Consider the following 26,550-nt stretch of genomic DNA (forward strand, 5'->3'; position numbering starts at 1 on the left):
GGCGGGCAATTCTCGTTGTGTGGTGATTAACACGCGAGCGAACACCCTGTCAGATGACATCCGAGCGGCCTAGGCTGGTGAGGTGATTCAACTCGGCCAGTACCCTGCACCCAGCCATGTCATCGCCCACATCAGCGATACCCACCTTCTCGCCGGTGGTAAACCCCTCTTCGGAACCGCCAACACCATCGCGCACCTCGAGCAGGCACTCGCCCAGCTTGAGCGGTCCACGGCACACCCCCAAGCGATCGTCTTCACGGGAGATCTGGCCGACCTCGGTGAACCAGACGCTTACGTTCGACTGCGAGGCATCGTTGAGCCAGCCGCTGCGCGGATGAACGCGGAAATCATTTGGGTGATGGGCAACCACGACGAGCGTGCACACTATTCATCACTGCTCTTTGACACTGAGTCGGATGCCCCGCAAGACCGTGTGTACATGATCGACGGGCTGCGCATCATCTCGTTCGACACCACAGTGCCCGGATACCACCACGGAGCCATCAGTGACGCGCAGCTTCAGTGGCTCAGCCGCGAACTTGCTACCCCGGCGCCGCACGGCACCCTGCTCGCGATACATCATCCGCCCATCCCGACGCCCATGCTCGAAGCAATGGGAATGCTCGAACTGCAACGCCAAGAACGCTTGGCGGAGGTGTTGAGAGGCAGCGATGTGCGCGCGATTCTTGCCGGTCACCTGCACTACTCGACGCACTCCACTTTCGTGGGCATCCCCGTCTCGGTGGCATCTGCCACCTGCTACACGCTCGACCTCAGCGCCCAGGATCGACTGCTGTCGGGTGTCGACTATGGTCAAGCGGTCAACGTTGTGCACGTCTACGAAGAGCAGACAGTGCACTCAATCATTCCTGTCGGCGACACTACAGAGATCACGGGCCACTCGGCCGAGGCCTGGGCGCAGATTGAAGCGATGACACCAGAACAACGACTCGAAACCTTCTCAGCGAAAAACTCTTCCTTCAATGCACACTGAAAACACACCGCCACTGACCCGTTTCGAGCAAGAGCAGCGAACGGTACTGCCCGAGTTCCTTACCGACACCATTCGGGTCATCACCGGCCATGAGTCAATTCGCCGGTTCGATTCCACTCCGATTGCTGCCGAGGCGATGGAGGCGATCCTAGTGTCCGCGCGCAGTGCACCCACCTCATCGAATCTTCAGGCCTACAGCATCATCGTTATTCAGGACGACGAACGGCGGGCGCGAATGGCCCACCTAGTTGGCGATCAAGGGTATGTTGCCGAGGCTCCCGTCATGCTGGTCTTCTGCGCTGATACGTCCCGGTTGCGCTATCTTGCCGAGCGGCAAGGCCACCCCTTCGCCGCCAACAATCTCGAAATGTTTCTGACCGCATCCATCGATGCAAGTCTTGCCCTTCAGAATGCTCTCGTCGCAGCAGAATCGCTGGGCCTCGGTGCGGTGCCAATTGGTTCGGTAAGAAATGAACCCAATCGTGTCGCGGCAGAGTTGGCTCTGCCGTATGGCGTGGTGGCGATCGCCGGGCTCACGATCGGGTACCCGAGCGCTGCGGCACGTCGTGGTGCGAAACCGAGACTCCCCAGCGACTCGGTCGTTCACTATGAGCAGTACTCGACCGATGATCTAGAGCAACATGTCACCGACTATGACGCGGCCATGATCGCCAACGGGCTGTATGCGGGGCGACAGGTGGCCACGGGCACTCACCAGGTTGCGGATTCGGAATATGGCTGGGCGGAACACACAGCGCGTCGCACGAGCAAGCCAGAAACATTAGCTGGCCCCTCGGCGGCGCTACGCGATCAACTCAAAGACGAAGTGGAATCTCGCGGTTTCACCATTCGTTAGCTGTCGTGCCGTTTGTCTGCCACCGTAGCGGTTCGCCGACTCGTCCGCGCCACGAAGACCGCAATCAACGGTTGGGCTAGCTTCATGAACATCCAGAGAAGTCTGTAGCGCACACTAGGAATAGATACGGCGCGACCGTGGGCAGCGCTGCGAAGAGCGGACCGCACAACAAAGTTGGCATCAAGCCACATCCACTTCGGTGCCATGGATGCGCGTGCAACACCCAGCCGCGAATGGAACTCGGTGCGCACAAAACCGGGGGCCAGCGCGGTGAAGGTTACGCCGCGACTCCGGTAGTGCGCGTTGGCCCAGCGACTAAAGTTCATCGCCCACGCTTTCGCGGCCGCGTACGTTCCTAGCGGGGCCTCCCCGGCAAGGCTGGCGACGGTCAGTACGGTACCGGTACCGCGACTGAGCATTCCGCCCAGCACCGCATGGCTGAGTCTGAGCGGAACCGTTGCCAGAATCTCCAACATGCGGGCTTCGTCGTCGGCTGAATTAAGCGAAAACTCTTGCGGAAGTCCGTAGCCGGCATTGTTGACGAGAAAAGTAATGGGGTCAGCCTCCGACTTCAGTCGCCGCTCGACGACATCGCGCTGGGCTGCATCGGTGAGATCGGCGGCAATCACTTCGACGGCAACATGGGTATGCTCGCGTAACTGCGCCGCCACAGTCTCGAGACGAGGGCGGTCGCGCGCAACCAGGACAAGGTCGTAGCTTTGCTTCGCAAGTTGACGGGCAAACTCGGCGCCGATTCCGGAGGTCGCGCCGGTGACAAGGGCAATACCGTGAGGCGTGCGAGAAGATTCTGTGGCCATCCCGAAACGCTATCGCGGCGCACCCGATTCGTGCGCGCATGCCGCACGATAGACACGTGAACCTTCCCCTCCTCGTTGACACGTTCGCGGCGTATCTTGCGGCCGATCGAGGGTTCAGCGTGCACACTGTGCGTTCGTATCGTTCCGACCTCGCCAATCTGGTCGAGTTCGCGGCCGAGCACGGGGCGAGTGAGCCCGACGATCTCGACCTTGAGTTATTGCGAGATTGGCTGTGGCACGCATCCACTGCGGGTCTCGCGAAGTCGACTCTTGCTCGACGGGCCGCTGCGGCGCGCGGCTTCAGCGGCTGGTTGGAGAAGACCAATCATGCGTCAACGGATGCCGCAGCACGACTAAAAGCACCGAAGGCTGAGCGACATCTTCCCCGTGTCCTCAATCGCGATCAAATGTCCGAGATGTTGCAGAGTGTCGCGGCGCGCGCCTCATCCGCCGACCCGGTTGCTGTGCGGGATTTGGCTATTGTCGAGTTGCTCTACGCTTCAGCGCTCCGCGTGAGCGAGCTGACCGGGTTGAGCGTGAACGACATTGACCATTCGCGGCTCACCGTGCGTGTCCTTGGCAAGGGATCCAAGGAAAGGGTCGTGCCGTTCGGCATCCCTGCGCACCGGGCTATCTCTGACTACCTGGAGCGTGCTCGCCCACAGCTCACCGGCGAAGGTGCCGGGGATGCGGCATTCTTTGTCGGTGCGCGAGGCAAGCGCTTGAGCCCTCGTACTGTCTACGAAATGGTTGCTCACTTGCTGGCGGAGGTGCCGGGGTCTGGGGGCTCGGGCCCGCACACGCTGCGCCATACCGCCGCTACTCATCTTCTCGATGGTGGGGCAGACTTGCGGGCAGTGCAGGAGATGTTGGGGCACGCCAGCTTGGGCACAACACAGCTGTACACGCACGTGTCAACGGAGCGTCTGCGCGAAAGCTATCGCACGGCGCACCCTCGGGCCTAGCGAATTCTTTTCGCCTGCGGCGACGCGCGCTGCCAACGCCTGCGGAATCGGTGGTGCCTGCGGTGTCATAAACACTCGATATTCCCGCAGGCGGTCAGTGTTCCGTCAGGGCATCCATGATGTGCGTCGCGGCCCTGGCGCTCGAACCCGCGAGCGGGGCGCTGCGGGTTTTGGGCCTGCGGGTTTCGCCCCAGCGGTGTCTCCCGCTTCGGGGAGCTGATCGCGGTAGATGGTGACGACTCGGTCAAGGTAGCGTTCGATGACCAATTTTTCTGTGTCATCGAATTCGTCGAGAACCCGGTCGATTCCCATAATCATGGGCATGAGCGTTGACATCGCAGATTCCACTGACCGTGGGTTGGGCACAACCAGCACACTGCGCCGATCCGTGGGATGTTGTTGTCGCGTGACGTGCCCGACGCCGATGAGGCGGTCAATAACTGTGGTAACGGCCGCGGTTGAAATGTTGAGCCGACGAGAAAGTTCGGTGGGGGGCAACGGCCCGTGCATGATCAGGTGTTCCATCGCCTGCAGGTCGGTCGCGTTGATGGCGAGGGTTCGCCCAACATGCTGTTCGAATTCTTCGTTGGTGTCGAGGATGTCGCGCAGCAGCCGAGTAGAGCGGCGCGCCGGATCGCGCCCCGGTGCCTGTCCACTGTCTTGCATGCGCCTTAGTTTACCGCTATATTCCTAACTTGCCTAATATCTAACTAATCGAAGTACTTTTGCTTCAGAAGGAGCGCGATGTCTCGCTTCAGGACCTTCATCACAGCGCGGCGCACCTCCTGGATAGTTCTCGTTGCGGCGCTTGTCGCAGCGGGAGCAATTTTTGCTGCCGGAACCGGCAACGAAGAAGGAACGCTCCCGGGGGTCGGGCTGCCAGACTCGGCCGAATCGGCTCAAGCCGCTGCCGCAGCTGAAGACCTCCCCGGTTCTGACTCCACCGTCGCGTTGCTGGTCTTCAGCCGCGATGGCGAAACACTCAGCGACAGCGACACTGCGGCCGTTAGCGCTGCAGCCGAGTCCCTCAGTGATCTTTCGGCAGAGGGTTTCGTGCCGCCGCCCGCGTTCTCTGATGACGGAACGACGGCACTCGTGACCGTTCCTCTCGAGAAGCTTTCCGAAGCAGGGGAGCAGGCGGAACGCGCCGACGAGATTCGCGCGGAGGCAAATTCGAGCCTCCCCAGTGGGCTCGAAGCCCTCCTCAGCGGCCCGGAAGGATTCGCCGTCGACATCGCCGCCGTGTTCGATGGGGCCAACTTCACTCTCCTGCTGACCACCGTCATTGTTGTCGCCGTTCTGCTGCTGGTCACCTATCGCAGTCCCTGGTTGTGGCTCGTTCCCTTGGTTGTCGTGGGCACTGCTGACGGTCTCGCCGGAATCGTCGCCGCCCGGGTTGCTGCGCTTGCCGGCATCCAGTTGGATGCTTCGGTCACCGGCATTCTGTCGGTACTTGTCTTTGGTGCCGGAACCAACTACGCGCTGCTGCTGATTGCCCGATACCGGGATGAACTTCGTCTCGTTGAGGACCGTCGTGAGGCAATGTCGCGGGCACTCCGCGGAGCCGGCCCCGCCATCATCGCCAGCGGCGGAACCGTAGTGTTGGCGTTGCTCACGCTCGCTTTCGCTGAGCTTCAGGGCAACCGCGCGCTTGGCATCGCGTGTGCAACAGGTGTGGTCATTGCGATGATCTTTGCCCTGGTCGTATTGCCTGCAGCGCTTGTGCTCTTTGGCCGCGGACTCTTTTGGCCCTACATTCCGAAGTTTGGCAGTGAGGGAAGCGCCGAACGCGGTGTTTGGCACAAGCTTGGTGTCTTCGTTTCTCAGAAACCCGTCGCGGTCGCCATTCTGGGCGCTGTCGTTCTTGGCGCTCTCTCATTGGGCGTTCCGCAGATCAAGATCGGGCTGTCGCAGACTGAGAGCTTTACGCAGGTTCCCGAAGCGGTTCAGGGTCAGGACATCATTGCGGATGCATTCCCTGCCGGGAGCGGTTCACCCGCGTCGGTGGTTGTGGATTCTGACTACGCCGACGAAGTTGCTCAGGCGGCCGAAGGCGTTAATGGTGTCGATTCGGTCCGCATCGGCGAAAGCACCGCCACGATTACCCAGATCTCTGTGGTGCTGGATGATGCAGCAGAAACTGAGGCATCGTTCGCCGCGATCGAAGCACTTCGCTCGGAGCTCTCAACAATCGATGGTGCCAACGCGCTTGTGGGGGGCTTAGATGCTCAAGCACTTGATGTGGAGCGAGCTCAGCAGGCAGATCAGGATCTTGTGATTCCGCTCATCCTGGGGTTGGTCTTTATTGTTCTTGTCATCCTGCTTCGCTCTTTGGTGGCACCGATCGTGCTCTTGCTGACGGTGGTGGCGTCCTTCTTCGCCAGCCTCGGAGCGAGTTGGTTGCTCTTCGAGTCAGTATTCGGCTTCCCCGCGATTGACACCAATGTTGTCTTGTTTAGTTTCCTGTTCTTGGTTGCGCTGGGCGTTGACTACAACATCTTCCTTGTGACCCGTGCTCGCGAGGAGGCTCTTGAGCACGGCACACGCGTCGGGATGATCCGAGCGCTGGCATCCACGGGTGGGGTGATCACGAGCGCGGGTATTCTTCTCGCCGCGGTGTTCGCGGTGCTTGGTGTACTGCCGCTGATCACGCTCACCCAGATCGGCATCATCGTGTGCATTGGTGTGCTGCTCGACACCTTGCTCGTTCGTACCGTCATTGTGCCGTCGCTCGCGTTCATCGCCGGCGAGAAGTTCTGGTGGCCGGGTCGTGCGATTTTGGTGAGCGCCGAGGTGAGCACGTCGGACCAGTCAGCGCCGAAGCATGCGGCACCGAAGCACACCGCAGGGAAGCACACGGTGGATCACTAGTCGGTAGTCAGCGGTTACGGTGGCGCTCGCGTCGGCAGCAGCACGGCGCGAGGGATTTCGCTCAGGTAGTTGAGCGGCGACACGTAGTCGCCATCGAGACGCACCCCGAAGTGCAGGCATATGCTCACACAGTGGCCTGCCTGCACTTCGCCGATTACCTGGCCCCGAGATACCGCATCTCCGCGTGTGAGGGTGCTTGTCACCGGCTCATAGCTGGAAATTAGCCCATTTGGATGCCGTATCGAGAGAACGGGGCGGTCGACGACGGTGCCGACGAAGTGCACGACACCGGCGGTAGGAGCCCGTGCTTCAGTGATTAGCCCCACAGCGATGTCGATACCCCGATGGCCGGCGGAGTAGGGAGTCTCTGGCGCAATGTAGGGCCGAACGATCGGATGCGGATCCGCAACAGGCCAATCCCACGTAGTCGCTGACGCACCACGTGCCGCCGTCCCGCTGAGAGTGACTAGAGCCAGCGAGAGAAGTGTGCAGACAACAGTTCGAATCATCCATCAACCATGGGTGATTGTGCGGCAGCGCAACCAAAAACTTTCTAGTGCGCGATTGTCGTCGTCGGTGATCAGCCTGTGGGGGAGCGATGGTATGATTCTTTTAGCACTGCGTGTATTCGCAGTGACTACGCGTGCCTCGCCGCGGTACAACTACCGCAGCATACGGCCACTATCTCCACTCAGTCCCCTCTCGTGCAGTGTTGCGATGGGGCGGAGGTATGCCCGGGCACCAGGATTCGCGCCGACCGGTCGCGAGTATTAACTGAGAAGGCCGCTGATGCCGAGGGCAGCAGTGCGCCAGAAAAGGAGAACGGCCATGGCCGTCGTAACCATCCGCCAGCTGCTCGACAGCGGCGTGCACTTCGGACACCAGACTCGTCGTTGGAACCCGAAAATGAAGCGCTTTATTCTGACCGAGCGCTCAGGCAGCCACATCATCGACCTTCAGCAGTCACTTGCTCACATCGACGCGACGTATGACTACGTCAAGGAGACGGTCGCCCACGGCGGAACCATCCTCTTCGTTGGTACCAAGAAGCAGGCACAGGGCACCATTGCAGAGCAGGCTCAGCGCGTGGGTCAGCCCTACGTCAACCAGCGCTGGCTCGGCGGGCTCCTCACCAACTTCCAGACGGTTTCCAAGCGCCTTGCTCGCATGAAGGAGCTCGAAGAGGTCGACTTCGATGACACCACACGTGGTTTCACCAAGAAGGAACTGCTCATTCAGAAGCGCGAGCTGACGAAACTGCAGAAAAGCCTCGGTGGAATCCGTAACCTTACGAAGACCCCCTCCGCTATCTGGATCGTCGACACCAAGAAAGAGCACCTCGCAATCGACGAAGCTCACAAGCTCGGCATCCCGGTTATCGCGATCCTCGACACCAACTGCGACCCCGACGACGTGGCCTACCCGATCCCGGGCAATGACGACGCGATCCGTTCGGTTGGCCTCCTCACCCGCATCGTCGCTGACGCTGCTGCTGAGGGACTCATCCAGCGTCACCAGAAGCCGGAAGAGGGCAAAGAAGTAGAGCCCATGGCTGCGTGGGAAGCTGAGCTTCTTGGCCAGGCCGACACAGACGCCAAGGCTGAAGAGCCCGCCAAGGTCGAGAAGGCTGAAGAGCCCGCCAAGGTCGAGAAGGTCGAAGAGCCCGCCAAGGTCGAGAAGGCTGAAGAGCCCGCCAAGGCCGAGAAGGCTGAAGAGCCCGCCGAGGTCGAGAAGGTCGAAGAGCCCGCCAAGACCGGCAAGGACGAAGCGAAAGCAGCAAAGCCTGCTGCCAAGCCCGCAGCAAAGAAGCCCGCCGCGAAGGCCGCTGACGCAGCCGACGACAAGAAGTAAGGATTCGAAACAATGGCAGACTTTAGTCTCGAAGACCTCAAGACCCTGCGTGAGCGCCTCGGCACCGGCATGGTCGAAACCAAGAACGCGCTCGTTGAAGCCGGCGGTGACCTCGATAAGGCCACCGAGCTGCTGCGCTTGCGCGGCGCTAAGAGCAACGCCAAGCGTTCTGACCGCTCCACCAGCGAGGGCCTCATCGCTGCACAGTCTTCTGGTGCAACAACGACCATCATTGAGCTCGCCTGCGAGACCGATTTCGTTGCAAAGAGTGACAAGTTCGTGGCGCTCGGCGAGGCTGTTGCTGCTGCCGTCGCCGCTGCTGGTGCATCAACCGTTGAGGAAGGTCTTGCGGCATCCGCAGGATCGTCTTCGGTTGAGCAGCTCATCAGCGACGAAGCCGCGATCCTCGGTGAAAAGTTCGAACTTCGTCGTCTCGTTACGCTCGAGGGCAACTCGTTTGAGGTGTACCTGCACCGCACGAACAAGGACCTCCCGCCGCAGGTTGGCGTTGTCGTTGCGTACACGGGTGGCGATGCAGAAACCGCTCGTGGAATTGCCCAGCACATTTCGTTCGCTGCGCCCACGTACCTCTCACGTGATGACGTTCCGACAGATGATGTCGAGAATGAGCGTCGCATAGTTGAGGAGATCAGCCGCGGAGAGGGTAAGCCCGATGCTGCGCTCCCTAAAATCGTAGAGGGCCGTCTTGGGGCGTTCTTCAAGCAGGTCGCCCTGCTTGACCAAGACTATGCCCGCGACAATAAGGTGTCGATCGCTAAGGTCGCCGCTGACGCGGGCATCACCGTTACTGGTTTTACACGTTTCAAGGTAGGCGCCTAACACGCATGCTGCGAAAGGCCCGGGGCGAGTGCGCCTCGGGCCTTTCGCATGCCAGGCAACGTTGTGCTAGCGAGCGATCTCATTGCGGCGAATTCGCTGTGCGCAACGGCTGAACGCCGGGCAACCCCATAACCTGTAGATGATGACCACGAACGAAAGAAGACGATGACAACACAACGCAAACGCCGGGTGCTGCTGAAGCTGTCGGGAGAAGCCTTCGGCGGTGGCCAACTCGGTGTCAATCCCGATGTCGTGTCGGCGCTAGCCAAAGAGATCGCTGCCGCTTCTGCAGAGGTCGAAATCGCGATCGTTGTTGGTGGTGGAAACTTCTTCCGCGGTGCAGAACTCAGCCAGCGTGGAATGGATCGAGGTCGGGCTGACTACATGGGCATGCTGGGTACTGTCATGAACGCCCTTGCCCTGCAAGATTTCCTTGAGCAGGCAGGCGTTGCAACCCGGGTTCAGTCGGCTATTGCAATGACTCAGGTTGCTGAGCCGTACATCCCCTTACGTGCTGAACGCCATCTCGAGAAGGGTCGCGTTGTGATCTTCGGTGCGGGTGCAGGGCTTCCCTACTTCTCGACCGATACGGTCGCAGCGCAGCGCGCTCTTGAGATCGGCGCAGAAGAAGTGCTGGTGGCCAAAAACGGTGTCGACGGCGTTTACGATGCAGACCCCCGCAGCAATCCGGATGCTCGCAAGCTTGATTCGATCAGCTTTCAAGATGCGCTTGTACAGGGCCTCAAAGTTGTCGACTCCACCGCTTTTAGCCTCTGCATGGACAACTCTATGCCGATGCTTGTTTTCGGGATGGAGCCGGCAGGAAACCTCACGCGAGCAATCGTTGGGGAGCAGATCGGAACCCGCGTTCACGGCTAACGCCCCCGACGTCTGGCCGGAATGGGTCGACTAGTTGTGACCCGAAGCCATCACCCCCGAGCGTTCGCGAGCAGTCGCCACGGTGACTGCACGCTAAACTCGGCTGAGACTAAAAGGAGTACCTGTGATCAGTGATGTTCTAGCCGAGGCTAGCGAAAAGATGGATAAGGCTGTCGAAGCTGCCAAAGACGACTTCGGCACAGTGCGCACTGGTCGTGCCAACCCAGCGCTTTTTCAAAAGGTGCTCGTCGACTACTATGGAACGCCCACGCCGCTGCAGCAGCTCGCGTCGATGGTGAATCAGGAGGCACGCACGCTTCTCATCACCCCATTCGACAAGTCTGCGCTCAAAGATATCGAGAAGGCCATCGCTGGGGCCCACCACTTGGGTGCCAGTGTCGGCAACGATGGCAGCGTTATCCGTGCCACACTGCCGGAGCTAACCGAAGAACGTCGTAAAGATTTCGTCAAGATCGTTCGGGATAAAGCAGAGCAGGCTCGAGTGTCTCTGCGAAACGTGCGCCGCAAAGCTAAAGACGATTTGGATTCTCTCACCGAGGTTGGTGAAGATGAGATTGCGCGCGCCGAGAAGGAACTCGAAGCGAGCACCAAAGCGCACGTAGACGCGATTGACGACGCTCTCAAACGCAAAGAGACTGAGCTGCTCGAGGTCTGATGGTTTCCGAATTTGAAGCTCAGGTTCGCGCAACGAACGACAAGATCAACGCCCGTACGGGGCGTAATTTGGCGATGGCGCTCACCGTGGGCCTCGCACTGGGTCTCTCCCTGTTGTTCAGCCTGATCTTCGTCAAAGAGCTGTACATGCTCTTTGCTGGTGTTCTCGTGGCCTTCACGGCGTTTGAGTTGGCCAGCGCACTGCGGTTCGCTGGGCTCAACATTCCGCGCCTTCCCACGGTCATCGCCGCCGTTGCGGTAGTGCCGGCATCGTTTTATTGGCTCGCTGAGGGCCAGTGGTATGTCACGCTTGCGGGGATCGCCTTCGTAGGGTTGTGGAGACTCGTCGAGCTAGTGCGTCCCAGCCACCGCACCTCTGCGCGCGCCGTGCTGAGGGACTTGGGTGCTGGCGTCTTTGTGATGCTCTATATCGCTTTCTTGGCAAGCTTCACTGTGCTGCTCACCGCTCAAGACGGCGGTGAATGGTGGACCCTGGCGCTGCTCATTGTCGTGGTCGTGAGTGATATCGGTGCCTATGCCAGTGGGCTCTCGTTCGGAAAGCATCCGATGGCGCCGACTATCAGCCCCAATAAGACGTGGGAGGGTTTTGCGGGCGCCGCTGCCGCCTCGGTCCTCGCTGGAGTGCTCTTGGCTCTCTTCATGATCGATCAGCCCGTGTGGGTCGGCATCATCTTTGGTCTCGTCATTTTAGGCACCGCCACCATGGGAGATCTTGCGGAATCACTGATCAAGCGTGACTTGGGAATTAAAGACATCAGCACGTGGCTTCCCGGGCACGGAGGGTTCCTTGACCGTGTCGATTCCTCGTTACTGTCGGCTGCCGCCGGCTATGCGCTGTTTCTTATCTTTGCGTAGGGCACAATAGAACCGTGAGCACCACTTTCCCCCGTACCCGCAAGTCGAAACTAGGTTATAACGTCGATCAAGTGGAGGACTTCCTTGAAGAGGCTCGAAGTGCCTACACCTCTGAGCGAACCGACGCGGCCGTGGTTTCGTCTCGCACCATCCGTACGCTCGCTTTTGCGATGCAAAAAGGCGGATATTCGCCGATTCACGTTGATTCTGCCTTAGAGCGGCTCGAAGATGCGTTTGCGTCGCGAGAGCGTGATCGCTCAATCACAGAGCTCGGTGAGTCCGCATGGTATGCGAACGCTCGGTCTGAGGCGCAAGAAATTCTCAATCGCCTCGCACGGCCGAGGGGCAAGAAATTTTCGCGCGTAAGCTCATTCACCATCGGATACTCCGTCAAAGACGTCGACATGTTTGCCGACGAACTGGCCAGCTATTTTCACAGTGGTGCGCCCCTGACCATTGATCGTGTGCGCACGGCCGCCTTCCGCAGCACGAAGGGTGGCTATCGTGAATCTCAGATAGATCACCTGCTGGACGCCGTAATCGATGTCATGCTTGCGGTGCGCTAGTTCTTTCTGGTTTTTCAGGTCCGTGGGCTAACGTTGCTAACACTGTGGTCAAAAACTCGCGAACGGCAATTCTCCGCGCTCAGGCTCGAAGTCAGGGCGCGGACACTTCTGGGCGCCACAAACGTTCCTCATGGAGCCTGCCGATCTTCGCATCCATCGCCAGTTTGGGTTTTGTCGCAACCTTCATGATGGTCCCCGCGAACCCGGTGAGTATGGTGTCAGCGGCGGGTTTGCCTGCGAATGAGGTTGAGCGTGCTGAGGTGCAGTCGCTCACTGTCGCCGAAGGTTTTGTGAACAAAATTGATCGCGACAAGCTCGCTACTAAAGAGATCGTTAACGAGCCGGTTCTTCCGCCGGCCCCCATCGCGCCGGCGGCAGGGTCGCCAGACCCGGGTACCGCTCAAGCTATCGCGCAGTCAATGCTCTCCGCGCGCGGCTTGGGGGCCGACCAATACAGCTGTCTTGTTAGCCTCTGGAATGGCGAATCAGGGTGGAACGTCTACGCGATGAATCCGTCGAGTGGTGCGTACGGCATCCCACAGGCTTTACCGGGAAGCAAGATGGCGTCGGCTGGCGCTGACTGGGCCACCAACCCCGCAACTCAGATCGCGTGGGGTCTGAGCTACATTGAAGGTCGCTATGCCACTCCCTGCGGCGCTTGGGCTTACGCGGAGAATAACGGCTGGTATTAGGTCAGTGCGATCGAACGCATAAGCTGGAACCATGCCTCGTTCGAATCGACCCCGCGGCCGGCGGCGCGCCAACGGTGATGATGGCGCCGACCTGAATCAGGTGCTGTATGGCTCGCGTCGCACGGAACACAAATCTGACGGTGAGTGGAACATACAGCCGATCTCGGCGGGCAATGCCGCCAAAACCTACACGTGCCCCGGATGCTCCCAACTGATCTCTGCAGGAGTTGCGCACACGGTAACCTGGCGCGCTGACGGCATTATGGGTGCGGCCGACGATCTTGCGGCGCGTCGTCATTGGCACCAGCACTGCTGGAAGATCAGATTGTGAGAGCTAGCCTGTGAGCGACGCCATTAGAGGGGCCACCGAACTGCCAGCCAAGCGCGAAAATATTGAGCTGCAGACGGCTGATGGGTTCACTCTTGTTGGCGAGCTTTCTCTGCCTGTGTCTGGACATATCGCTGCCACTCTCGTTACTTTGCATCCACTGCCGACCGCGGGTGGGTTTATGGACTCACACATTATTCGCAAAGCTGCGGCCCGGCTTCCGGCGCTTGCGGATGTTGCGGTGTTGCGGTTCAACTTTCGAGGAGTCACTTCGCCCCGCGGCACTTCAGGGGGCTCTTTCGGGGAGGGGGAGCTTGAACAATACGATCTCGCTGCCGCAATGGATTTTGTGCGCGAACGTGACTTGCCCAATGTCTGGTTGATGGGCTGGTCGTTTGGCACGGAGGTAACCCTTAAGTTCGGTCGCGAACATCCCATTGCAGGAGCTATCTTGTTGTCTCCACCCCTCCACCGGTCGACCGCTGAGGAGGTCGCGGCTTGGGCGGGTGGCGAACGACGGTTGGTTGCGATCATCCCCGAACTCGATGACTATTTGCGTCCGGACGAGGCCGCAAAACGGTTCGCTTCGGTTCCGGAGCTTGAATTTGTGGCGGTTGAGGGCGGCAAGCACCTTTGGGTGGGTGAGGCACAGACGTATCGTGTGCTTAATGAGGTCGTCGCGCGACTCAACCCGATGCTTGTGCCGCTGCCTCGCACGTGGCCTCCCGAGACCACCGGGTCACTCTGAGGCGCCCTGCCTAGAGGTTCGCTTGGCGCGGAACGATTACCTGCTGCACGATGAGCAGGATCGCGGCCGCCACAGGGATGGCGATTAGCGCGCCCAACGGTCCCAGCAGTGTTCCCCCAGCAAGAACGGCAATCACGACGACGGCACCGGGTACCTTCACCGCTTTGCTCATTATTCGTGGATTGAGCAGGTACGCCTCAAGCTGCATGTAAACGAGGTAGTAGATCGCAACCGCGATGACGCTTGGTGGTCCGTTGAACAGCAGAACAAGCAGAGTGATGACGATGGAACCGCTGAGTGTTCCTACGAGGGGGATGAGCGAACCCACGAACGCGATGAATGCGAGCAGGGCCGAATACTTCACCGGCAGCCCAAAGGCAGGGAAAATCCAGGTGAGCACAATGAAGGAGAGCACGCCATTCACGAGGGCGAGCGAAGCTTGACCGATGACATACCGGCCAACTGCGGTGCTGACCTGCTCAGCGAGATCGATGAACTTCGCACGTTTGGTAGCGGGAACCAGCCTGTAAAATCCCGACTTGATGCTGTTGAGCGACGACACGAAGTAGATCGTAAGAATCAGCACGATGATGGCGCCGGTAATTCCGGTAGCGATTCCGATACCCACAGCGAAAACGCCTCCGCCGATACTGGTGAAATCGAGTTCGGTTACCCAGGTGGTGAACCCGTCAAGCAGCTCTTCGACATCTAGCCAAGGAAATGCAGTTTCTACGCTTTCGCGAATCGTTCCGTCGAAAAAGCCCGTGACTAGTCGCGGAATTGCTCGGGCCGCAGTGCGTATTTGCTCGGCGAGCACCGGGATGATCGCGAAGACGAGTCCAGCAAAGACGCCGAGCACTCCGACGAGCACCGTGAGGATCGCGGTCCATCGGGGAAACTTCTTGCTCTCCAGCCAGGAAACGAGCGGATCGAGCCCCAGCGCTAAGAAGATTGCGGCTCCGACGTAGGTGAGGACTACCGCTAGGGAGATAATCGTCTGGCCGATTCCCACCGCAACGAGCACTCCGAGCCCACCCAAAAGCCCGAGGCGGAAGGGGTTGAGAATCTTCATTTCAGGGCTCCGTTCGGCCTGATGCGAGGTGGTGTCAGGCTGACCGTAATTCTAGGTGCCTTCAGGCCAGTTGCTAGCCAGCGTCGTCGGCTTGGTTGAGAACTCCGCGCAGGTTTTCGAAGTAGCCAGCAACCGTTTCTCGCTCCGCTTTGATCTTGGTAAGGCGTTCTTCAGCATCACTGACAAGCACGCTCGAACGTGTCTCTGCATCCTCGACCAGCGACTTGGAGCGCTGTTGGGCATCGGCGATTTCTTTCGCTGCTCGCTCGGAGGCATCTGCAAGAATCGACTTTGCTTCCGCTTGCGAGCTCGTACTGAGTTCTTGCGCTTCGTGACGCTTGGCTGCCGCCTCTCGCACTGCTTCGGCCAATTGAGCGTGAGCTTCCTCAAGATAATTCTGGGTCTGGGCTGAAGCTTCCTTGTGCTCCACCAAAAACACTTTCTCGGTCTCGTCACGTTGCGCTGCCAGCTCTTGCTCGAGTGCGATGCGGGCTGCCTCGGTCTCGCGTTCGATGCGGGCCCGTGTTTCTTCGAGCTGGTGTTGAATGGATGCGCGAGTGGATTCAACTTCGTCGGCGAGCTCGGCACGCTGACGAGCCGTATCGCGTTCAAGGTCTGCGGTTTGTTTCTGCACGTCGTGAGCGAGGGTCGCGCGAGTCTCAGTATCTTCTGTTTCGAGCTCGGTGCGCTTGCGATCAATTTCAGCGTCAAGATGGGCGTGGCGACGGGCCGTTTCTTCATCCAGCGCTGCAGTAGCCGACGCGATTTCTGCATCCAGTTCGTTGCGGCGCGTGACCATTTCGGTGTCGAACTCGGCACGCGCGGTTGCGCTCTCGTGGGCAAAGTTGCGGCGCGCGGTCGTGATTTCTTTTTCAAGACCTGCGCGAGTGGACTCAACATCGCTTTCGAGGGTTGCGCGAGTGGAACTGACTTCCTTGGCGAGCACCTTCGTTGTGGCGCTGACTTCGCGCTCGAGTGCCTTTTTTTGTGCTGCCAGATCGGCTGCGAGCTCACTGCGTGTTGTCGTGACATGCGCTTCAAGCTCGGCACGAGTCGTGGTGACTTCATCGGTGAGGGCTGCCCGCGCGACGGCAACTTCCTGTTCCAGATTCGAACGCGTCGTTGTTACTTCTTGCTCGAGGGCGGCCTGCGCAACCTTAACTTCTTGTTCAAGCACCGTTCTTGTGCTTGTGGCCTCCTGTTCAAGCGCCGATTTCGTGCTCGTGACTTCGTGCTCGAGGGCAGCCTTTGTGGTGCGCACCTCATCATCAAGCGCCGCCCGGGTGATGCTGACGTCACTGTCGAGTTGCACTCTCGCTTCGCGTTCGTCGTGGTGCCACTGTTCGCGAGCGTCAGCGAGTTCAGTTTCGAGTGCGGCGCGGGAGGCGAGAGTGTCCTTTTCTAGCTCGCTGCGCACGCGGGCAGCGTGTGCGTCAGCCTCCTCACGAGTGGCTTGGGTTTCTGCCTCAAGCGCGGCGTAGGCGGCGGCCAGTTCGGTCTTCTGCTTGGCCTGTGCCGCCTTTATTTCGTTGGCGAGTGTGCTGCGGGCGGCTTTAGTTTCGTTGGCGAGTGTGCTGCGGGCGGCTTTAGTTTCGTTGGCGAGCGCCTCGTGAGCGGTGGTCGTCTCGGCGGTCAACTCCGCGCGAGCGGTGTCGATGTCTCGAGCCAGGTCGGTGCGAGCTTGCTCGATATCACGGTCGAGATCTTCGCGTTGTTTAGCATTTTCGGACTCGAAAGTGGCGCGACCAAGTTCCGCGTCGCGGGCTAGGGCGTCGGCCGCATCGCGGGCTTCGGCGACTTCAGCAGCAGTGGAGGCCCGCAGGTCGGTCATCGCGCGCTCGGTCTCGGCACGCAGCGCAGCGGCTTCACGCTTTGCAGAGGTACGGGCATCCGCCGCCTCGGTCGCTACAGCGCCCCGGGTGGAGGCAGCTTCTCGGGCGGCATCTGTCGTAAGGAGTGCTGCATCGTCCCGAGCACGGGCAACCAGTGCATCTGCCTCTGCACGCGTTGATGCCGCTAGGGCGTGTGCCTCGCTAGTGACGTCACTGATGATGCGCTCAGACTCCCGAGCGGCTTCCTGGCGCATCGCAGCTGTTTCGGCCTGAACGGCCTTGCGCATCTTCTCCGCGTCAATATCAGCCTGGCTGATTAGCTGTGTTGAATGCTCCTCGGCAACGCGAAGCATGCTCTCAAGTTTCGAGCCGAGACCGCTGTAAGTGGGGCTGCCTGTCTCATCCAGCTCTGCCTGAAGATCCTCATTGACCGCAAGGAGCCGTTTAAGCTCTTTCGTGGACGTGGTGCGATCGGCCTTAGCAGCAACAAGTTCACGACGAAGTTCTCCGATGAGCTTGTCAACATCCTCCTTTTTATAGCCGCGCATTTCGGTGCCGAAATTGGTGTCGTTCGCGGCCAAGAGGTCTCCTCGGTGTCGGCGGAATGGACGGTTCGAGCTTAGCGGTGCTGCAGCATGAACCATCATTCGGCTTCCTGACACACAAGCGCTACCTACTGTTCTTTCAGTTACTTCCCAGATGAGGAGCTAGGAGCCTCAACACCCATCGGCTACGCTTGACTGTCTTTGTTGTTGCCTACCTGCCTATAGCGGGCCCCCAACCGGCAGACCGAACCGAAGTTCCGCCACCATGGCGCAGGGATCCGTTACGCCAATCATCGTGGGCAGCACGAAAGGAGAGATAGTGAGATTTGTTCTCGCAATAGTGAGCTTTTTGCTCGCGGCAGTAATGATCGGCTTCGGAATCGCACAGCAGACCATCCTCGCGACGCCTGACGAAGTAACCGTGTCGGCCGAAACTGACAATGCCGCCCCGCTGACTGTGGTCAACGGCGATGCTTTCACCGCATATTCCGGCAACCAGACCATCAGTGCTACCGGTCCCGGACGCATCGTTGCAGCATACGGTCGCACCTCAGATGTCATGGCATGGGTCGGAGATGCTAGTCACAACATGGTCACTATCGACCCCGAGTCGGGCGAACTGGTAACCGAGTTGGTTCGCGGCAGCGAGCAAGAAGTGCCCGACCCCTACGAATCCGATCTATGGCTCGAGAATTACACGGCCGACCTTGAGCTAGCGCTGACCGTTAAAATCCCCAGCGATGTGTCGTTCCTCCTTGCCGCTGATGGCGTCGAACCTGCTCCCAACAAGGTGTCGCTTTCATGGTCGCTTGACAACGCGACACCCTGGGCGACCCCACTAATTTTGGGAGGTGCAGCCATGCTTCTGCTTGGGCTCATCTTTCTGATGTGGGCTGTGCACCACGTGCGCCGAGCAGGTGGGCCTCGTCGTAAGCCACAGAAGATGCCTAAGGTCCCTAAAAAGCCTCGCTATAAGCCATCGAAACGATCGATTCCTCCGAGCGAACGCAGTCGTGTCACCGCAACGACGCGCCTCGCTGTGCCCGCAGTATTGCTCGGTGCGCTGATCTTGAGCGGGTGCACGACCGCGTCACCGCCGACCGCTTCTGAGGACGCTACAGCGCCCACCCCCACTCCGGCGTCGACGCCCGCTGAAGGCGACACTGCTTCTCCGGCGGCATCCGTGCGCCAAGTGGAAAAGATCGTGGCGCGAGTGAGCGCTGTTGCAAGGGAAGCAGACGAGTCCCGCGACGCTGACCTCATCACGACGCGTTTCGGTGAAGCAGCGCTCGAATATCGCCTAGCAAACTACACGATGCGCGCAGAAGACAGCGCCATCGCGTCGCCAGTGGCCATTCCTGACGGCCCCGTGCAGCTGACTCTCCCACAGCAGACCGATTCTTGGCCGCGTACCGTGTTTACGATCATCCTTGACGAAACCGACACCACCGTCGCGCCTATCGCCCTCTTTCTTGAGCAAGCCTCACCTCGGGAGAGCTACAAAGTCAATTACTCGATGAACCTAGAGCCATCAGTGGTCTTTCCCGACGTGGTTGCAGCCAGTGTAGGAACGTCCCGATTGGCCGCGGATAGCGGATTGCTGCGATCCTCTCCCACCGAAGTAGCGCTCGATTACGCTGAGATTCTCGAGCAGGATGTCGAGAGCGACTCATACTTGGACTTCCAGTCTGAGGGCGACAGCCTGCGGGTCAATGTTGGTCTTGCTGTGAAGAATCAAGAGAAGGCGGATCTCTCTAGCACGGCGACGCTCACCTACGGTCATGCGCTCGGATCAGCCGACCCCATCGCGATGGCGACCATCGATGCCGGAGCGATAGTGGCGGTTCACCTCTATGAAACGAAGGTGGCGAAACCGAAGGAGGAAGGCTCTGCGGTGACCTTCAGTGGGCAGACGAAGGCGCTTTCGGGTATCTCAATCACCGAGACAGGCATCGAATCCACCTACGGAGACCAGCTACTCTTTTATGTTCCGGCAGCCGGTAGCGGCGAAAAGATTGTTCTGCTCGGCTACACCCAAGGACTTGTTGCAGCATCGGAGTTGAATTGACTAACGCCCCCTTAAACGCCGCTAGTTTGCGCGGTGCCGTTGACCTCTCGTCGCTGGTTCGCCAGCACAATGCGCCTGCCGTGGCCCCGGCTGATGGCGAAACTCAACGGTCAGGTGGTTTCGCGACCAATGCGAATGACGCATCTTTCAGTCAGGTGCTTGAGCTGTCGAACACTGTTCCCGTGATTGTAGAGTTTTTTGGCCAGGGAATTGAGCCCACGCTTGAACCGACGATCGCTGCCTATGCAGGAAAATTCGCTCTCGTAACGGTTGATGCAACAAGCAACCCTCAATTGGTGCAGGCTTTCCAAGTGCAGCAGGTTCCGACCGTTGCGGCGGTGGTCGGCGGGCGTCCCGTGCAGCTTTTCTCCGGAGTTATACCGGAGAACGAGCTCAAGGAGGTTCTCGATCAGGTGTTACAGCTGGCCGCGCAAAACAACGTGACCGGAACCGTGCCGGCGGGCGAAGCATCTGACGAAGATCCCCAAGAACCTGAAGAAGTGCCGCTGCCACCATTGCATCAAGAGGCCTTGGACGCGATAGCGGCGGGCGATTTTTCAACCGCGATTGCTAAATACGAAGCTGCGATCGCTCAAAACCCTCGAGACCAGGATGCAGTAGCCGGGCTAGCGCAGGTTTCACTTCTTGCGCGCCTCGAAAACACGACTGCCCAAGCGGTGTATAGCGCCGCGGCACAAGATCTGACCGATGTCGGTGCACAAATGGCCGTCGCTGACCTTGACGTGTCTGGTGGCCACCTCGGTGATGCCTTTGCGCGCCTTCTTGAGCTTTATCCCTCCGCTGACACCGATGGCAAAAACGCGATTCGCACACGCATGCTCGAATTCTTTGAAATCGCCGGTGCTGACGATCCTCGGGTCACTGACGCCCGTCGTCGATTGACCCTGCTGCTCTACTAGAGCGTGCGCGGTTGCGCGCGATTGCTGCCAGTGTTGCACCCGTTGCTCGCACGAGGTCGTTGGGAGTGAGTTCGATATCAAATCCGCGCTTTCCGCCGCTGACAAAAACCGTGTCGAACAGCTCGATTGTTTCGTCGATCACCGTGCGGTGAGCCGTTTTCTGGCCGACTGGGCTGATGCCGCCGACAACGTAGCCGGTGCGGCGTTGGGCCACGACGGGGTCGGCCATACCCGCTTTCCTGCCGTGAACCGCTAGGGCCAGTGCCTTGAGGTCGAGCATTCTCGAGACGGGAACAACGGCAACGACGAGTTGATCATCCACGACCGCCATCAGCGTCTTGAATACTCGTTCGGCGCTGATTCCCAGTTCTGTGGCCGCCTCAAGACCAAACTCTCCAGCCGCCGGGTTGTGGGAGTAGGGATGCGCGGTGAACGAAATTCCGAGAGTGTCGAGCGTAACTGTGGCGGGGGTGCCGAGTGCCATTAGCGCAGACCGGTAGCGGTCAGCGTGACGATCAGGTCGAACCGAGGGTGCATGCGATCTAGAGTAATGACACGCGAGCATCCATGGGGAGTGTTTTTCAGAATGGCGGAGCAACAGTGACAATCTATCTGGATCATGCGGCTACTACGCCGATGCGTCCGACCGTGGTTGCGGCTTTTGCGGCGGCGCTTCCTGTTGTGGGCAACCCTTCGTCCATTCATTCCCAGGGGCAGTCGGCAAAACGCATGCTTGAAGAAGCGCGTGAGACCGTTGCCGCCAGTTTGGGCGCTGACTCCGTTGAGGTCACCTTTACTTCCGGTGGAACCGAGGCGATCAACCTGGCCATCAAGGGCCTGTTTTGGGCACGAAACTCCGGGTTGGTGGCGCGCCCGCGGGTTTTGGTGGCTCGGGCTGAACATCACGCCACGATTGATGCGGTGGAGTGGATGCGCCAGCACGAGGGTGCGGTATTGGATTGGATCCCCGTCGACGGATTTGGGCGCATCGATGTTGATTATGTGCGTGATGCGCTTGCGGATGACGTCGCTCTCGTCACGATGCTGTGGGCCAATAACGAGGTGGGAACCCTGCAACCGGTTTCCGAGGTTTCGGCGATCGCGGCGACGCTCGGGGTGCCGGTGCACGTGGATGCCGTGTCGGCATTCGGTTATGTGCCGGTAGATTTTCACGCTGCGGGTGTCGCGGCGCTGAGTGTGTCGGCTCACAAGATTGGTGGTCCGGTTGGTGTCGGCGCTCTGGTGATCGCTCGTTCGGCGTCGGTGACGCCACTACTGCACGGTGGTAGCCAGCAGCGGGCACGTTCGGGAACGTTGGATGCCCCGGGGGCTGTTGCGTTTGCGGCGGCGGCAGCGGAGGTGACGGGCGATTTGCTCGAGAACTCACGCCGCTTGAGTGCGCTGCGGGATTCGCTGATAGCGGGTGTGCGTTTGGCGGTTCCTGGGGCGGTTCTCCGTGGCGATCCGGTTGACCGGCTTCCGGGGAATGTGCACTTCACGTTTCCCGGCTGTGAGGGCGATTCGCTGCTTTTCTTGCTTGATGTTGCGGGGTTCAGTGTGTCTACGGGCTCGGCGTGCCAGGCGGGAGTTCCTGAGGCAAGCCACGTGTTGCTGGCGATGGGTCTCGAGGAACCGGCCGCACGTGGTGCGGTGCGAATTTCGCTGGGGGAGTTGACGACTATGGCCGAGATCGCCCAGTTTGTTGCGGCACTGCCACGGGCCGTTGAGCAGGCTACTTCTGCAGGGTATTCGAGCCGGGATACTGTTTTGGGTCATTATCCCGGTGAATAGCGCGGTCACGAAGTGTATTGACAGCCAATACCTGCACCTGTAAGTTTTTTATGACATATGGAGGTGGTCTGTGAACTCTGACGAGCTCGGTGCCTGGTTGGCGGCAGTTGCCAATCCGCAGCGCATGCGAATTCTTGCGGAGCTCTCTGGCGGGCAAAAGCATGTCAGTGATCTGGCCAGACGAGTCGGCATGTCGCGCGCCCTTTTGTATATGCACCTGGCGAAGCTCGAGGAATCGGGTTTTGTCGCAGGCCATCACGAACTGAGCGACGATGGCAAAGCACTCAAGTTTTTTGAAGTTGTGCCCTTTTGTGTGACGGTTACACCAGCGTTGCTCGCCAGAGCAGTGACTCAGTCAGCGAAAGAACTCGAACCAGACGTCGAACACACCGGTAATAACTCACACGAAGGAAAATAATGGAACTCTTCTTTAGCCTCTGGTTCTGGATTGGCATTATCGCTGTCACTGGAATCATCGCCGGTGTCATCACGAACGCCGTCAATAAGAAGGCCGAAACGGCCAAGCACGTCGCGGGCTCTCAGGCGGGCGGCGACTATCGCGCACTCGCTGAGCAAACTCTTGAGGCCAACCGGGCACTTCTTGAGCGCATCGGTGCCGTTGAGCAGCGACTTGCGGCCGTCGAGAAGACGCTCACAGACATCCCGCAGTAGAAAGACATTCCGCAGTGGGAACTTGCCCAGCAACAGGACTCGTACACTGGTGTGATGAAGGTTTTGGCGGCGATGAGTGGCGGAGTGGACTCCGCGGTTGCTGCAGCCCGTGCAGTTGAGGCGGGGCACGACGTTGTGGGAGTGCATCTGGCGCTCAGTCGTCAGCCCGGCACCCTGCGCACGGGAGCTCGGGGTTGTTGCACCATTGAGGATTCGATGGATGCGCAGCGGGCGGCCAACATGATTGGCATCCCCTACTACGTGTGGGATTTTTCCGAGCGATTCAAGCTCGATGTTGTGGATGATTTCATTGCCGAGTATTCGGCTGGCCGCACCCCCAACCCGTGTATGCGATGTAACGAGCGGATCAAGTTCGCGGCTCTGCTCGAAAAAGCCGTCGCGCTAGGTTTCGACGCGGTCGCCACCGGCCATTACGCCACCATCCGTGAAGACGCGAACGGTAATCGCGAGCTTCACCGCGCCGCAGCGTGGGCGAAAGACCAGTCCTATGTGCTTGGCGTGCTCACGACAGAACAGTTGGCGCACAGCATGTTTCCGCTCGGTCCAACGCCGTCAAAAGACGAGATTCGTGCCGAGGCTGCCGAGCGTGGTTTTTCGGTGGCGAATAAGCCCGATTCGCACGACATTTGTTTCATCCCGGATGGCAATACTCGGGGGTGGCTTGCCGACAAGGTCGGCGCCGAGCAGGGCGAGATCCTCAACCGCTCTGGCGAAGTGCTGGGTAAGCATGAGGGTGCACTTGCGTTTACGATCGGTCAGCGCAAAGGCTTGAACGTCGGATACCCCACCGATGACGGCAAACCCCGTTTTGTTTTAGAGATCCGACCCAAGACCAACGAGGTCGTTGTTGGGCCACGGGAGGCGCTCGCACTGGCAGAAATTGCGGGAACCACGTTCTCGTGGGCCGGCCTCGACCCCCTCGCGTCTGGTTTCATCACCGAGCCGGGTGAGAGCTTTGACTGTCACGTTCAGGTGCGCGCGCACTCCGACCCGATGCCCGCAGTGGCTCGAGTGGATGCCACCGCCGTGGACGCTGAGGGTTTACAAGTTGGTCCAGAGCTTGTCGTGACACCTCACGAGCCGCTCAATGGCGTGTCGCCCGGCCAAACTGCGGTGCTTTACGTTGGCACCAGGGTTCTCGGCCAGTGCACGATTGCGCGAACAGTGTCTGCGGTCCCGGCTGCCGTTTAGCCGACGAAGTCGTAGCTGCTGTTTAGACTTGACTAGTGGCCAACAACTCCGATTCACCCGGTTCAGCAAGTGACTCCGACGAGCAGGTTGCCGAGACTACCGATCCAACTGTTGCCGCGGCACGCGACGAGGTTTCGCAGCTCACGACACGCATTCTTGAGCTCCGCGATGCCTACTATGGGCGAGATGAGGTCCTTGTTGACGACGCCGAATACGATCGGCTGATCACGCGGCTGGAGCAGCTGGAGCTTCAGCATCCAAAGTTGCAGAGCCAAGACAGTCCCACTCTTCGTGTGGGGGGGAGCGCCCCCGCGCTTTTTGATCCGGTCGAGCATGCGGCGCGCATGCTCAGCCTCGACAATGTGTTCTCGCTTGAGGAGTTTGCCGAGTGGGCGGCGAAGGTGCAGCGTGACTCCGCCCGCCACATCGATTTTCTGTGCGAACTCAAAATTGATGGCCTGGCAATCAACCTGCGTTATATCGAGGGCGTGCTGGTTAGCGCCGCTACTCGCGGTGACGGTCGAGTCGGCGAAGATGTTACCGAAAACGTTGTGCGGGTCGAGGGCATCCCCCATCAGCTTGAGGGAACCGGGCATCCATCGATCGTCGAAGTTCGCGGTGAGGTGTTCATTCCGCTCGAACTGTTCCGCGAACTCAACGCCGAGCAGACCCGCATCGGGGAGAAAGTTTTTGCGAATCCACGTAATGCCGCCGCAGGCTCCCTGCGCCAAAAAGCCGAGGGTAAGTCAGAAGAAAAACTGACCCATATGCGCCGTCGTTTGTCGTCATTGCGCATGCTCGTCCACGGTATTGGCGCGTGGGATGGCACGCGCGAAGGCTATGAGCCGATCCGCAGCCAGAGTGACATCTACGGCCAGCTAGCCGAGTGGGGGCTCCCCACGAGCACTCACTTCGCTGTCGTGGATTCTGGCGATAAGGCTGCTGATTTTATCCGGCACTATGGAGAGCACCGCGATAGCGTCGAGCACGAGATCGATGGCATCGTTATCAAAGTTGATGAGCTGGCGCTTCATGATGAGCTCGGTGCCACGTCGCGCGCACCACGCTGGGCGATCGCCTACAAATACCCACCAGAGCAGGTCAATACAAAGCTCCTCAATATTGTGGTGGGCATCGGGCGCACAGGGCGAGCAACCCCCTATGCGGTCATGGAACCAGCACACGTTGCTGGATCCACGGTGCGCCAAGCGACTCTGCACAATCAGGAGGTCGTCAAGCGAAAGGGGATCTTGATCGGTGACACGGTGGTGCTGCGCAAGGCGGGCGATGTGATTCCCGAAATTCTTGGCCCAGTCGTAGAGCTGCGCGATGGCACCGAATATGCCTTTGAGATGCCGAAAAATTGTCCGGAGTGCGGCACACTTCTGCGTCCGATGAAAGAGGGTGACATTGATTTACGGTGCCCGAACACACGAAGTTGTCCGGCACAGGTGCGCGGACGAGTCGAGCACGTCGGCAGCCGAGGGGGGCTCGATATTGAGGTGCTTGGCGAGGTCGTGGCGCGGGCACTGACGCAGCCCCGGTACCCAGAAGTTCCTCCGCTGGTTGGCGAAGCGGCGCTTTTCGATCTCACTGTGAAGGATATTTTTCCGATCGTTGTCGCAGTCCGCGACTCTGAGACCGGCGAAGTTGTGACCAACGACGATGGCACCGAGCGCCTCATCACACCGTTTCGACGCGCGCGCAAAACTAGTGGAACCAGTGCGGATCCAGCTTTCGATCGCGATGCTGCGGAGTTCGCTGGCAACGAGGACGCAGTGCCGTCGAGTAACGCGCTGAAGCTCATCGCGAACCTGCAGGAGGCGAAAACTAAGCCGCTCTGGCGCTTACTGGTGAGCCTGAGCATCCGCCACGTTGGACCGGTCGCAGCACGAGCCCTTGCCGACTACTTCGGTTCACTTGCGGCCATTCGCTCGGCCACTCGCGAGCAGCTTGCGGCCGTCGATGGGGTGGGCCAGATCATCGCAGACTCAGTCGCCGACTGGTTCGAGGTTGATTGGCATCAGGAGATTGTTGTGCGCTGGCAGTCGTCGGGGGTGCAGTTCTCGACTCCTGGTCATCCCGGACCGGGAGCAGCGCAGTCAAACGACGGTCTTCTTGCTGGCCTGACGATCGTGGCAACGGGCAGTCTCGACGGCTTCACTCGGGAGGGTGCACAGGAGGCAATTATTGCTGCCGGTGCGAAAGCAGCGTCGAGTGTGAGCAAAAAGACCGACTATGTTGCTGCGGGCCCGGGAGCGGGGTCCAAACTTACGAAAGCTGAAGAATTGGGGATCACTATTCTCGATGCGGCACAATTTGCACGCCTCCTGAGTGAGGGCCCTTCAGCCTTGTGGGAATAGAAGCGGCATCGCATGAGAGCGCTCACCCCGTAGCGGGGCGCTTCTCCCGTAGGATTGGACTAATTGTTCGCGTGCGGGAACGGTTAAAATGCTGTTCCTGAGGGGATTACCCGGTC

General features: G+C 59.6%; 26 protein-coding genes. 20 read left to right on the plus strand and 6 right to left on the minus strand.

Annotated features, from left to right (window positions below):
- The first annotated feature begins 82 nt into the window (after positions 1 to 82).
- Positions 83 to 994, plus strand: a complete 912-nt coding sequence (locus tag FB472_RS12405) for a phosphodiesterase (RefSeq protein ID WP_021808810.1) — start codon at positions 83 to 85, stop codon at positions 992 to 994.
- Entirely contained in the window at positions 984 to 1,850 is an 867-nt protein-coding gene (locus FB472_RS12410; protein ID WP_141991149.1) for an NADPH-dependent oxidoreductase, read from the plus strand. Before FB472_RS12405 ends, FB472_RS12410 begins: the two co-directional genes overlap by 11 nt.
- On the opposite strand, the gene FB472_RS12415 is transcribed toward FB472_RS12410, so the two are convergent.
- Complete coding sequence (locus tag FB472_RS12415; protein WP_141991150.1) at positions 1,847 to 2,668, minus strand: SDR family NAD(P)-dependent oxidoreductase; 822 nt, start codon at positions 2,666 to 2,668, stop codon at positions 1,847 to 1,849. The genes FB472_RS12410 and FB472_RS12415 overlap by 4 nt on opposite strands.
- Positions 2,669 to 2,724: 56 nt before the next feature.
- Between FB472_RS12415 and FB472_RS12420 the strand changes: the two genes are divergently transcribed.
- Positions 2,725 to 3,633 (plus strand): tyrosine recombinase XerC, encoded by a 909-nt coding sequence (locus FB472_RS12420; protein ID WP_246078211.1) that lies wholly within the window; start codon positions 2,725 to 2,727, stop codon positions 3,631 to 3,633.
- A 105-nt stretch (positions 3,634 to 3,738) separates the two neighbouring features.
- On the opposite strand, the gene FB472_RS12425 is transcribed toward FB472_RS12420, so the two are convergent.
- Entirely contained in the window at positions 3,739 to 4,299 is a 561-nt protein-coding gene (locus tag FB472_RS12425) for a MarR family winged helix-turn-helix transcriptional regulator (RefSeq protein ID WP_141991152.1), read from the minus strand.
- A gap of 78 nt (positions 4,300 to 4,377) precedes the next feature.
- On the opposite strand from FB472_RS12425, the gene FB472_RS12430 reads away from it, so the two are divergent.
- On the plus strand, positions 4,378 to 6,504 hold the full coding sequence (locus FB472_RS12430) for an MMPL family transporter (protein WP_246078213.1): 2,127 nt from the start codon (positions 4,378 to 4,380) through the stop codon (positions 6,502 to 6,504).
- Positions 6,505 to 6,518: 14 nt separating this feature from the next.
- Here the strand turns inward: FB472_RS12430 and FB472_RS12435 are convergent, their stop codons facing one another.
- Entirely contained in the window at positions 6,519 to 7,013 is a 495-nt protein-coding gene (locus tag FB472_RS12435) for a M23 family metallopeptidase (RefSeq protein ID WP_141991153.1), read from the minus strand.
- Positions 7,014 to 7,332: 319 nt separating this feature from the next.
- Here FB472_RS12435 and rpsB point away from each other — a divergent pair, with 319 nt between their 5' ends.
- From rpsB to FB472_RS12480, 9 genes are all read left to right on the plus strand, one after another.
- Positions 7,333 to 8,355 carry a 30S ribosomal protein S2 gene (gene rpsB, locus FB472_RS12440; protein WP_141991154.1) on the plus strand — a complete coding sequence of 341 codons (1,023 nt, stop codon included), beginning with the start codon at positions 7,333 to 7,335 and terminating at the stop codon, positions 8,353 to 8,355.
- Between the two features lie 12 nt (positions 8,356 to 8,367).
- Positions 8,368 to 9,195 carry a translation elongation factor Ts gene (gene tsf, locus FB472_RS12445; protein WP_141991155.1) on the plus strand — a complete coding sequence of 276 codons (828 nt, stop codon included), beginning with the start codon at positions 8,368 to 8,370 and terminating at the stop codon, positions 9,193 to 9,195.
- Between the two features lie 165 nt (positions 9,196 to 9,360).
- Entirely contained in the window at positions 9,361 to 10,074 is a 714-nt protein-coding gene (gene pyrH / locus FB472_RS12450; RefSeq protein WP_141991156.1) for a UMP kinase, read from the plus strand.
- Between the two features lie 124 nt (positions 10,075 to 10,198).
- Complete coding sequence (frr, locus tag FB472_RS12455; protein WP_021808820.1) at positions 10,199 to 10,750, plus strand: ribosome recycling factor; 552 nt, start codon at positions 10,199 to 10,201, stop codon at positions 10,748 to 10,750.
- Entirely contained in the window at positions 10,750 to 11,625 is an 876-nt protein-coding gene (locus tag FB472_RS12460; RefSeq protein ID WP_141991157.1) for a phosphatidate cytidylyltransferase, read from the plus strand. The genes frr and FB472_RS12460 overlap by 1 nt, the downstream gene beginning before the upstream one ends.
- A 14-nt stretch (positions 11,626 to 11,639) precedes the next feature.
- A complete protein-coding gene (locus FB472_RS12465) occupies positions 11,640 to 12,191 on the plus strand; it encodes a DivIVA domain-containing protein (RefSeq protein WP_141991158.1) in 552 nt (183 codons plus the stop codon).
- Positions 12,192 to 12,235: 44 nt separating this feature from the next.
- Entirely contained in the window at positions 12,236 to 12,883 is a 648-nt protein-coding gene (locus FB472_RS14590; protein WP_342775562.1) for an aggregation-promoting factor C-terminal-like domain-containing protein, read from the plus strand.
- 31 nt (positions 12,884 to 12,914) lie between these two features.
- Complete coding sequence (locus FB472_RS12475) at positions 12,915 to 13,214, plus strand: hypothetical protein (RefSeq protein ID WP_141991159.1); 300 nt, start codon at positions 12,915 to 12,917, stop codon at positions 13,212 to 13,214.
- Between the two features lie 10 nt (positions 13,215 to 13,224).
- On the plus strand, positions 13,225 to 13,959 hold the full coding sequence (locus FB472_RS12480) for an alpha/beta hydrolase (RefSeq protein ID WP_141991160.1): 735 nt from the start codon (positions 13,225 to 13,227) through the stop codon (positions 13,957 to 13,959).
- 10 nt (positions 13,960 to 13,969) lie between these two features.
- On the opposite strand, the gene FB472_RS12485 is transcribed toward FB472_RS12480, so the two are convergent.
- Positions 13,970 to 15,031, minus strand: coding sequence for an AI-2E family transporter (locus tag FB472_RS12485; protein ID WP_141991161.1), 1,062 nt, complete (start codon positions 15,029 to 15,031; stop codon positions 13,970 to 13,972).
- A gap of 73 nt (positions 15,032 to 15,104) precedes the next feature.
- Positions 15,105 to 17,444, minus strand: coding sequence for a hypothetical protein (locus FB472_RS12490; protein ID WP_141991162.1), 2,340 nt, complete (start codon positions 17,442 to 17,444; stop codon positions 15,105 to 15,107).
- 283 nt (positions 17,445 to 17,727) lie between these two features.
- Here FB472_RS12490 and FB472_RS12495 point away from each other — a divergent pair, with 283 nt between their 5' ends.
- A complete protein-coding gene (locus tag FB472_RS12495; RefSeq protein WP_246078215.1) occupies positions 17,728 to 19,476 on the plus strand; it encodes a DUF8094 domain-containing protein in 1,749 nt (582 codons plus the stop codon).
- Complete coding sequence (locus FB472_RS12500; protein WP_141991164.1) at positions 19,473 to 20,396, plus strand: tetratricopeptide repeat protein; 924 nt, start codon at positions 19,473 to 19,475, stop codon at positions 20,394 to 20,396. The genes FB472_RS12495 and FB472_RS12500 overlap by 4 nt, the downstream gene beginning before the upstream one ends.
- On the opposite strand, the gene ybaK is transcribed toward FB472_RS12500, so the two are convergent.
- The gene (gene ybaK / locus FB472_RS12505; protein ID WP_141991165.1) at positions 20,356 to 20,880 is read right to left on the minus strand and encodes a Cys-tRNA(Pro) deacylase; all 525 of its coding nucleotides are present in this window, start codon (positions 20,878 to 20,880) and stop codon (positions 20,356 to 20,358) included. The genes FB472_RS12500 and ybaK overlap by 41 nt on opposite strands.
- 116 nt (positions 20,881 to 20,996) lie before the next feature.
- Between ybaK and FB472_RS12510 the strand changes: the two genes are divergently transcribed.
- From FB472_RS12510 to ligA, 5 genes are all read left to right on the plus strand, one after another.
- Entirely contained in the window at positions 20,997 to 22,187 is a 1,191-nt protein-coding gene (locus FB472_RS12510; protein WP_141991166.1) for a cysteine desulfurase family protein, read from the plus strand.
- A 70-nt stretch (positions 22,188 to 22,257) separates the two neighbouring features.
- On the plus strand, positions 22,258 to 22,605 hold the full coding sequence (locus FB472_RS12515; protein ID WP_141991167.1) for an ArsR/SmtB family transcription factor: 348 nt from the start codon (positions 22,258 to 22,260) through the stop codon (positions 22,603 to 22,605).
- Positions 22,605 to 22,859, plus strand: a complete 255-nt coding sequence (locus FB472_RS12520) for a hypothetical protein (RefSeq protein WP_141991168.1) — start codon at positions 22,605 to 22,607, stop codon at positions 22,857 to 22,859. The genes FB472_RS12515 and FB472_RS12520 overlap by 1 nt, the downstream gene beginning before the upstream one ends.
- A 54-nt stretch (positions 22,860 to 22,913) precedes the next feature.
- Positions 22,914 to 24,071, plus strand: a complete 1,158-nt coding sequence (mnmA, locus tag FB472_RS12525; protein ID WP_141991169.1) for a tRNA 2-thiouridine(34) synthase MnmA — start codon at positions 22,914 to 22,916, stop codon at positions 24,069 to 24,071.
- A gap of 35 nt (positions 24,072 to 24,106) precedes the next feature.
- On the plus strand, positions 24,107 to 26,434 hold the full coding sequence (gene ligA, locus FB472_RS12530; RefSeq protein WP_141991170.1) for an NAD-dependent DNA ligase LigA: 2,328 nt from the start codon (positions 24,107 to 24,109) through the stop codon (positions 26,432 to 26,434).
- Positions 26,435 to 26,550 lie beyond the last annotated feature (116 nt).

This window comes from Rhodoglobus vestalii, from assembly GCF_006788895.1.
Classification (GTDB): domain Bacteria; phylum Actinomycetota; class Actinomycetes; order Actinomycetales; family Microbacteriaceae; genus Rhodoglobus; species Rhodoglobus vestalii.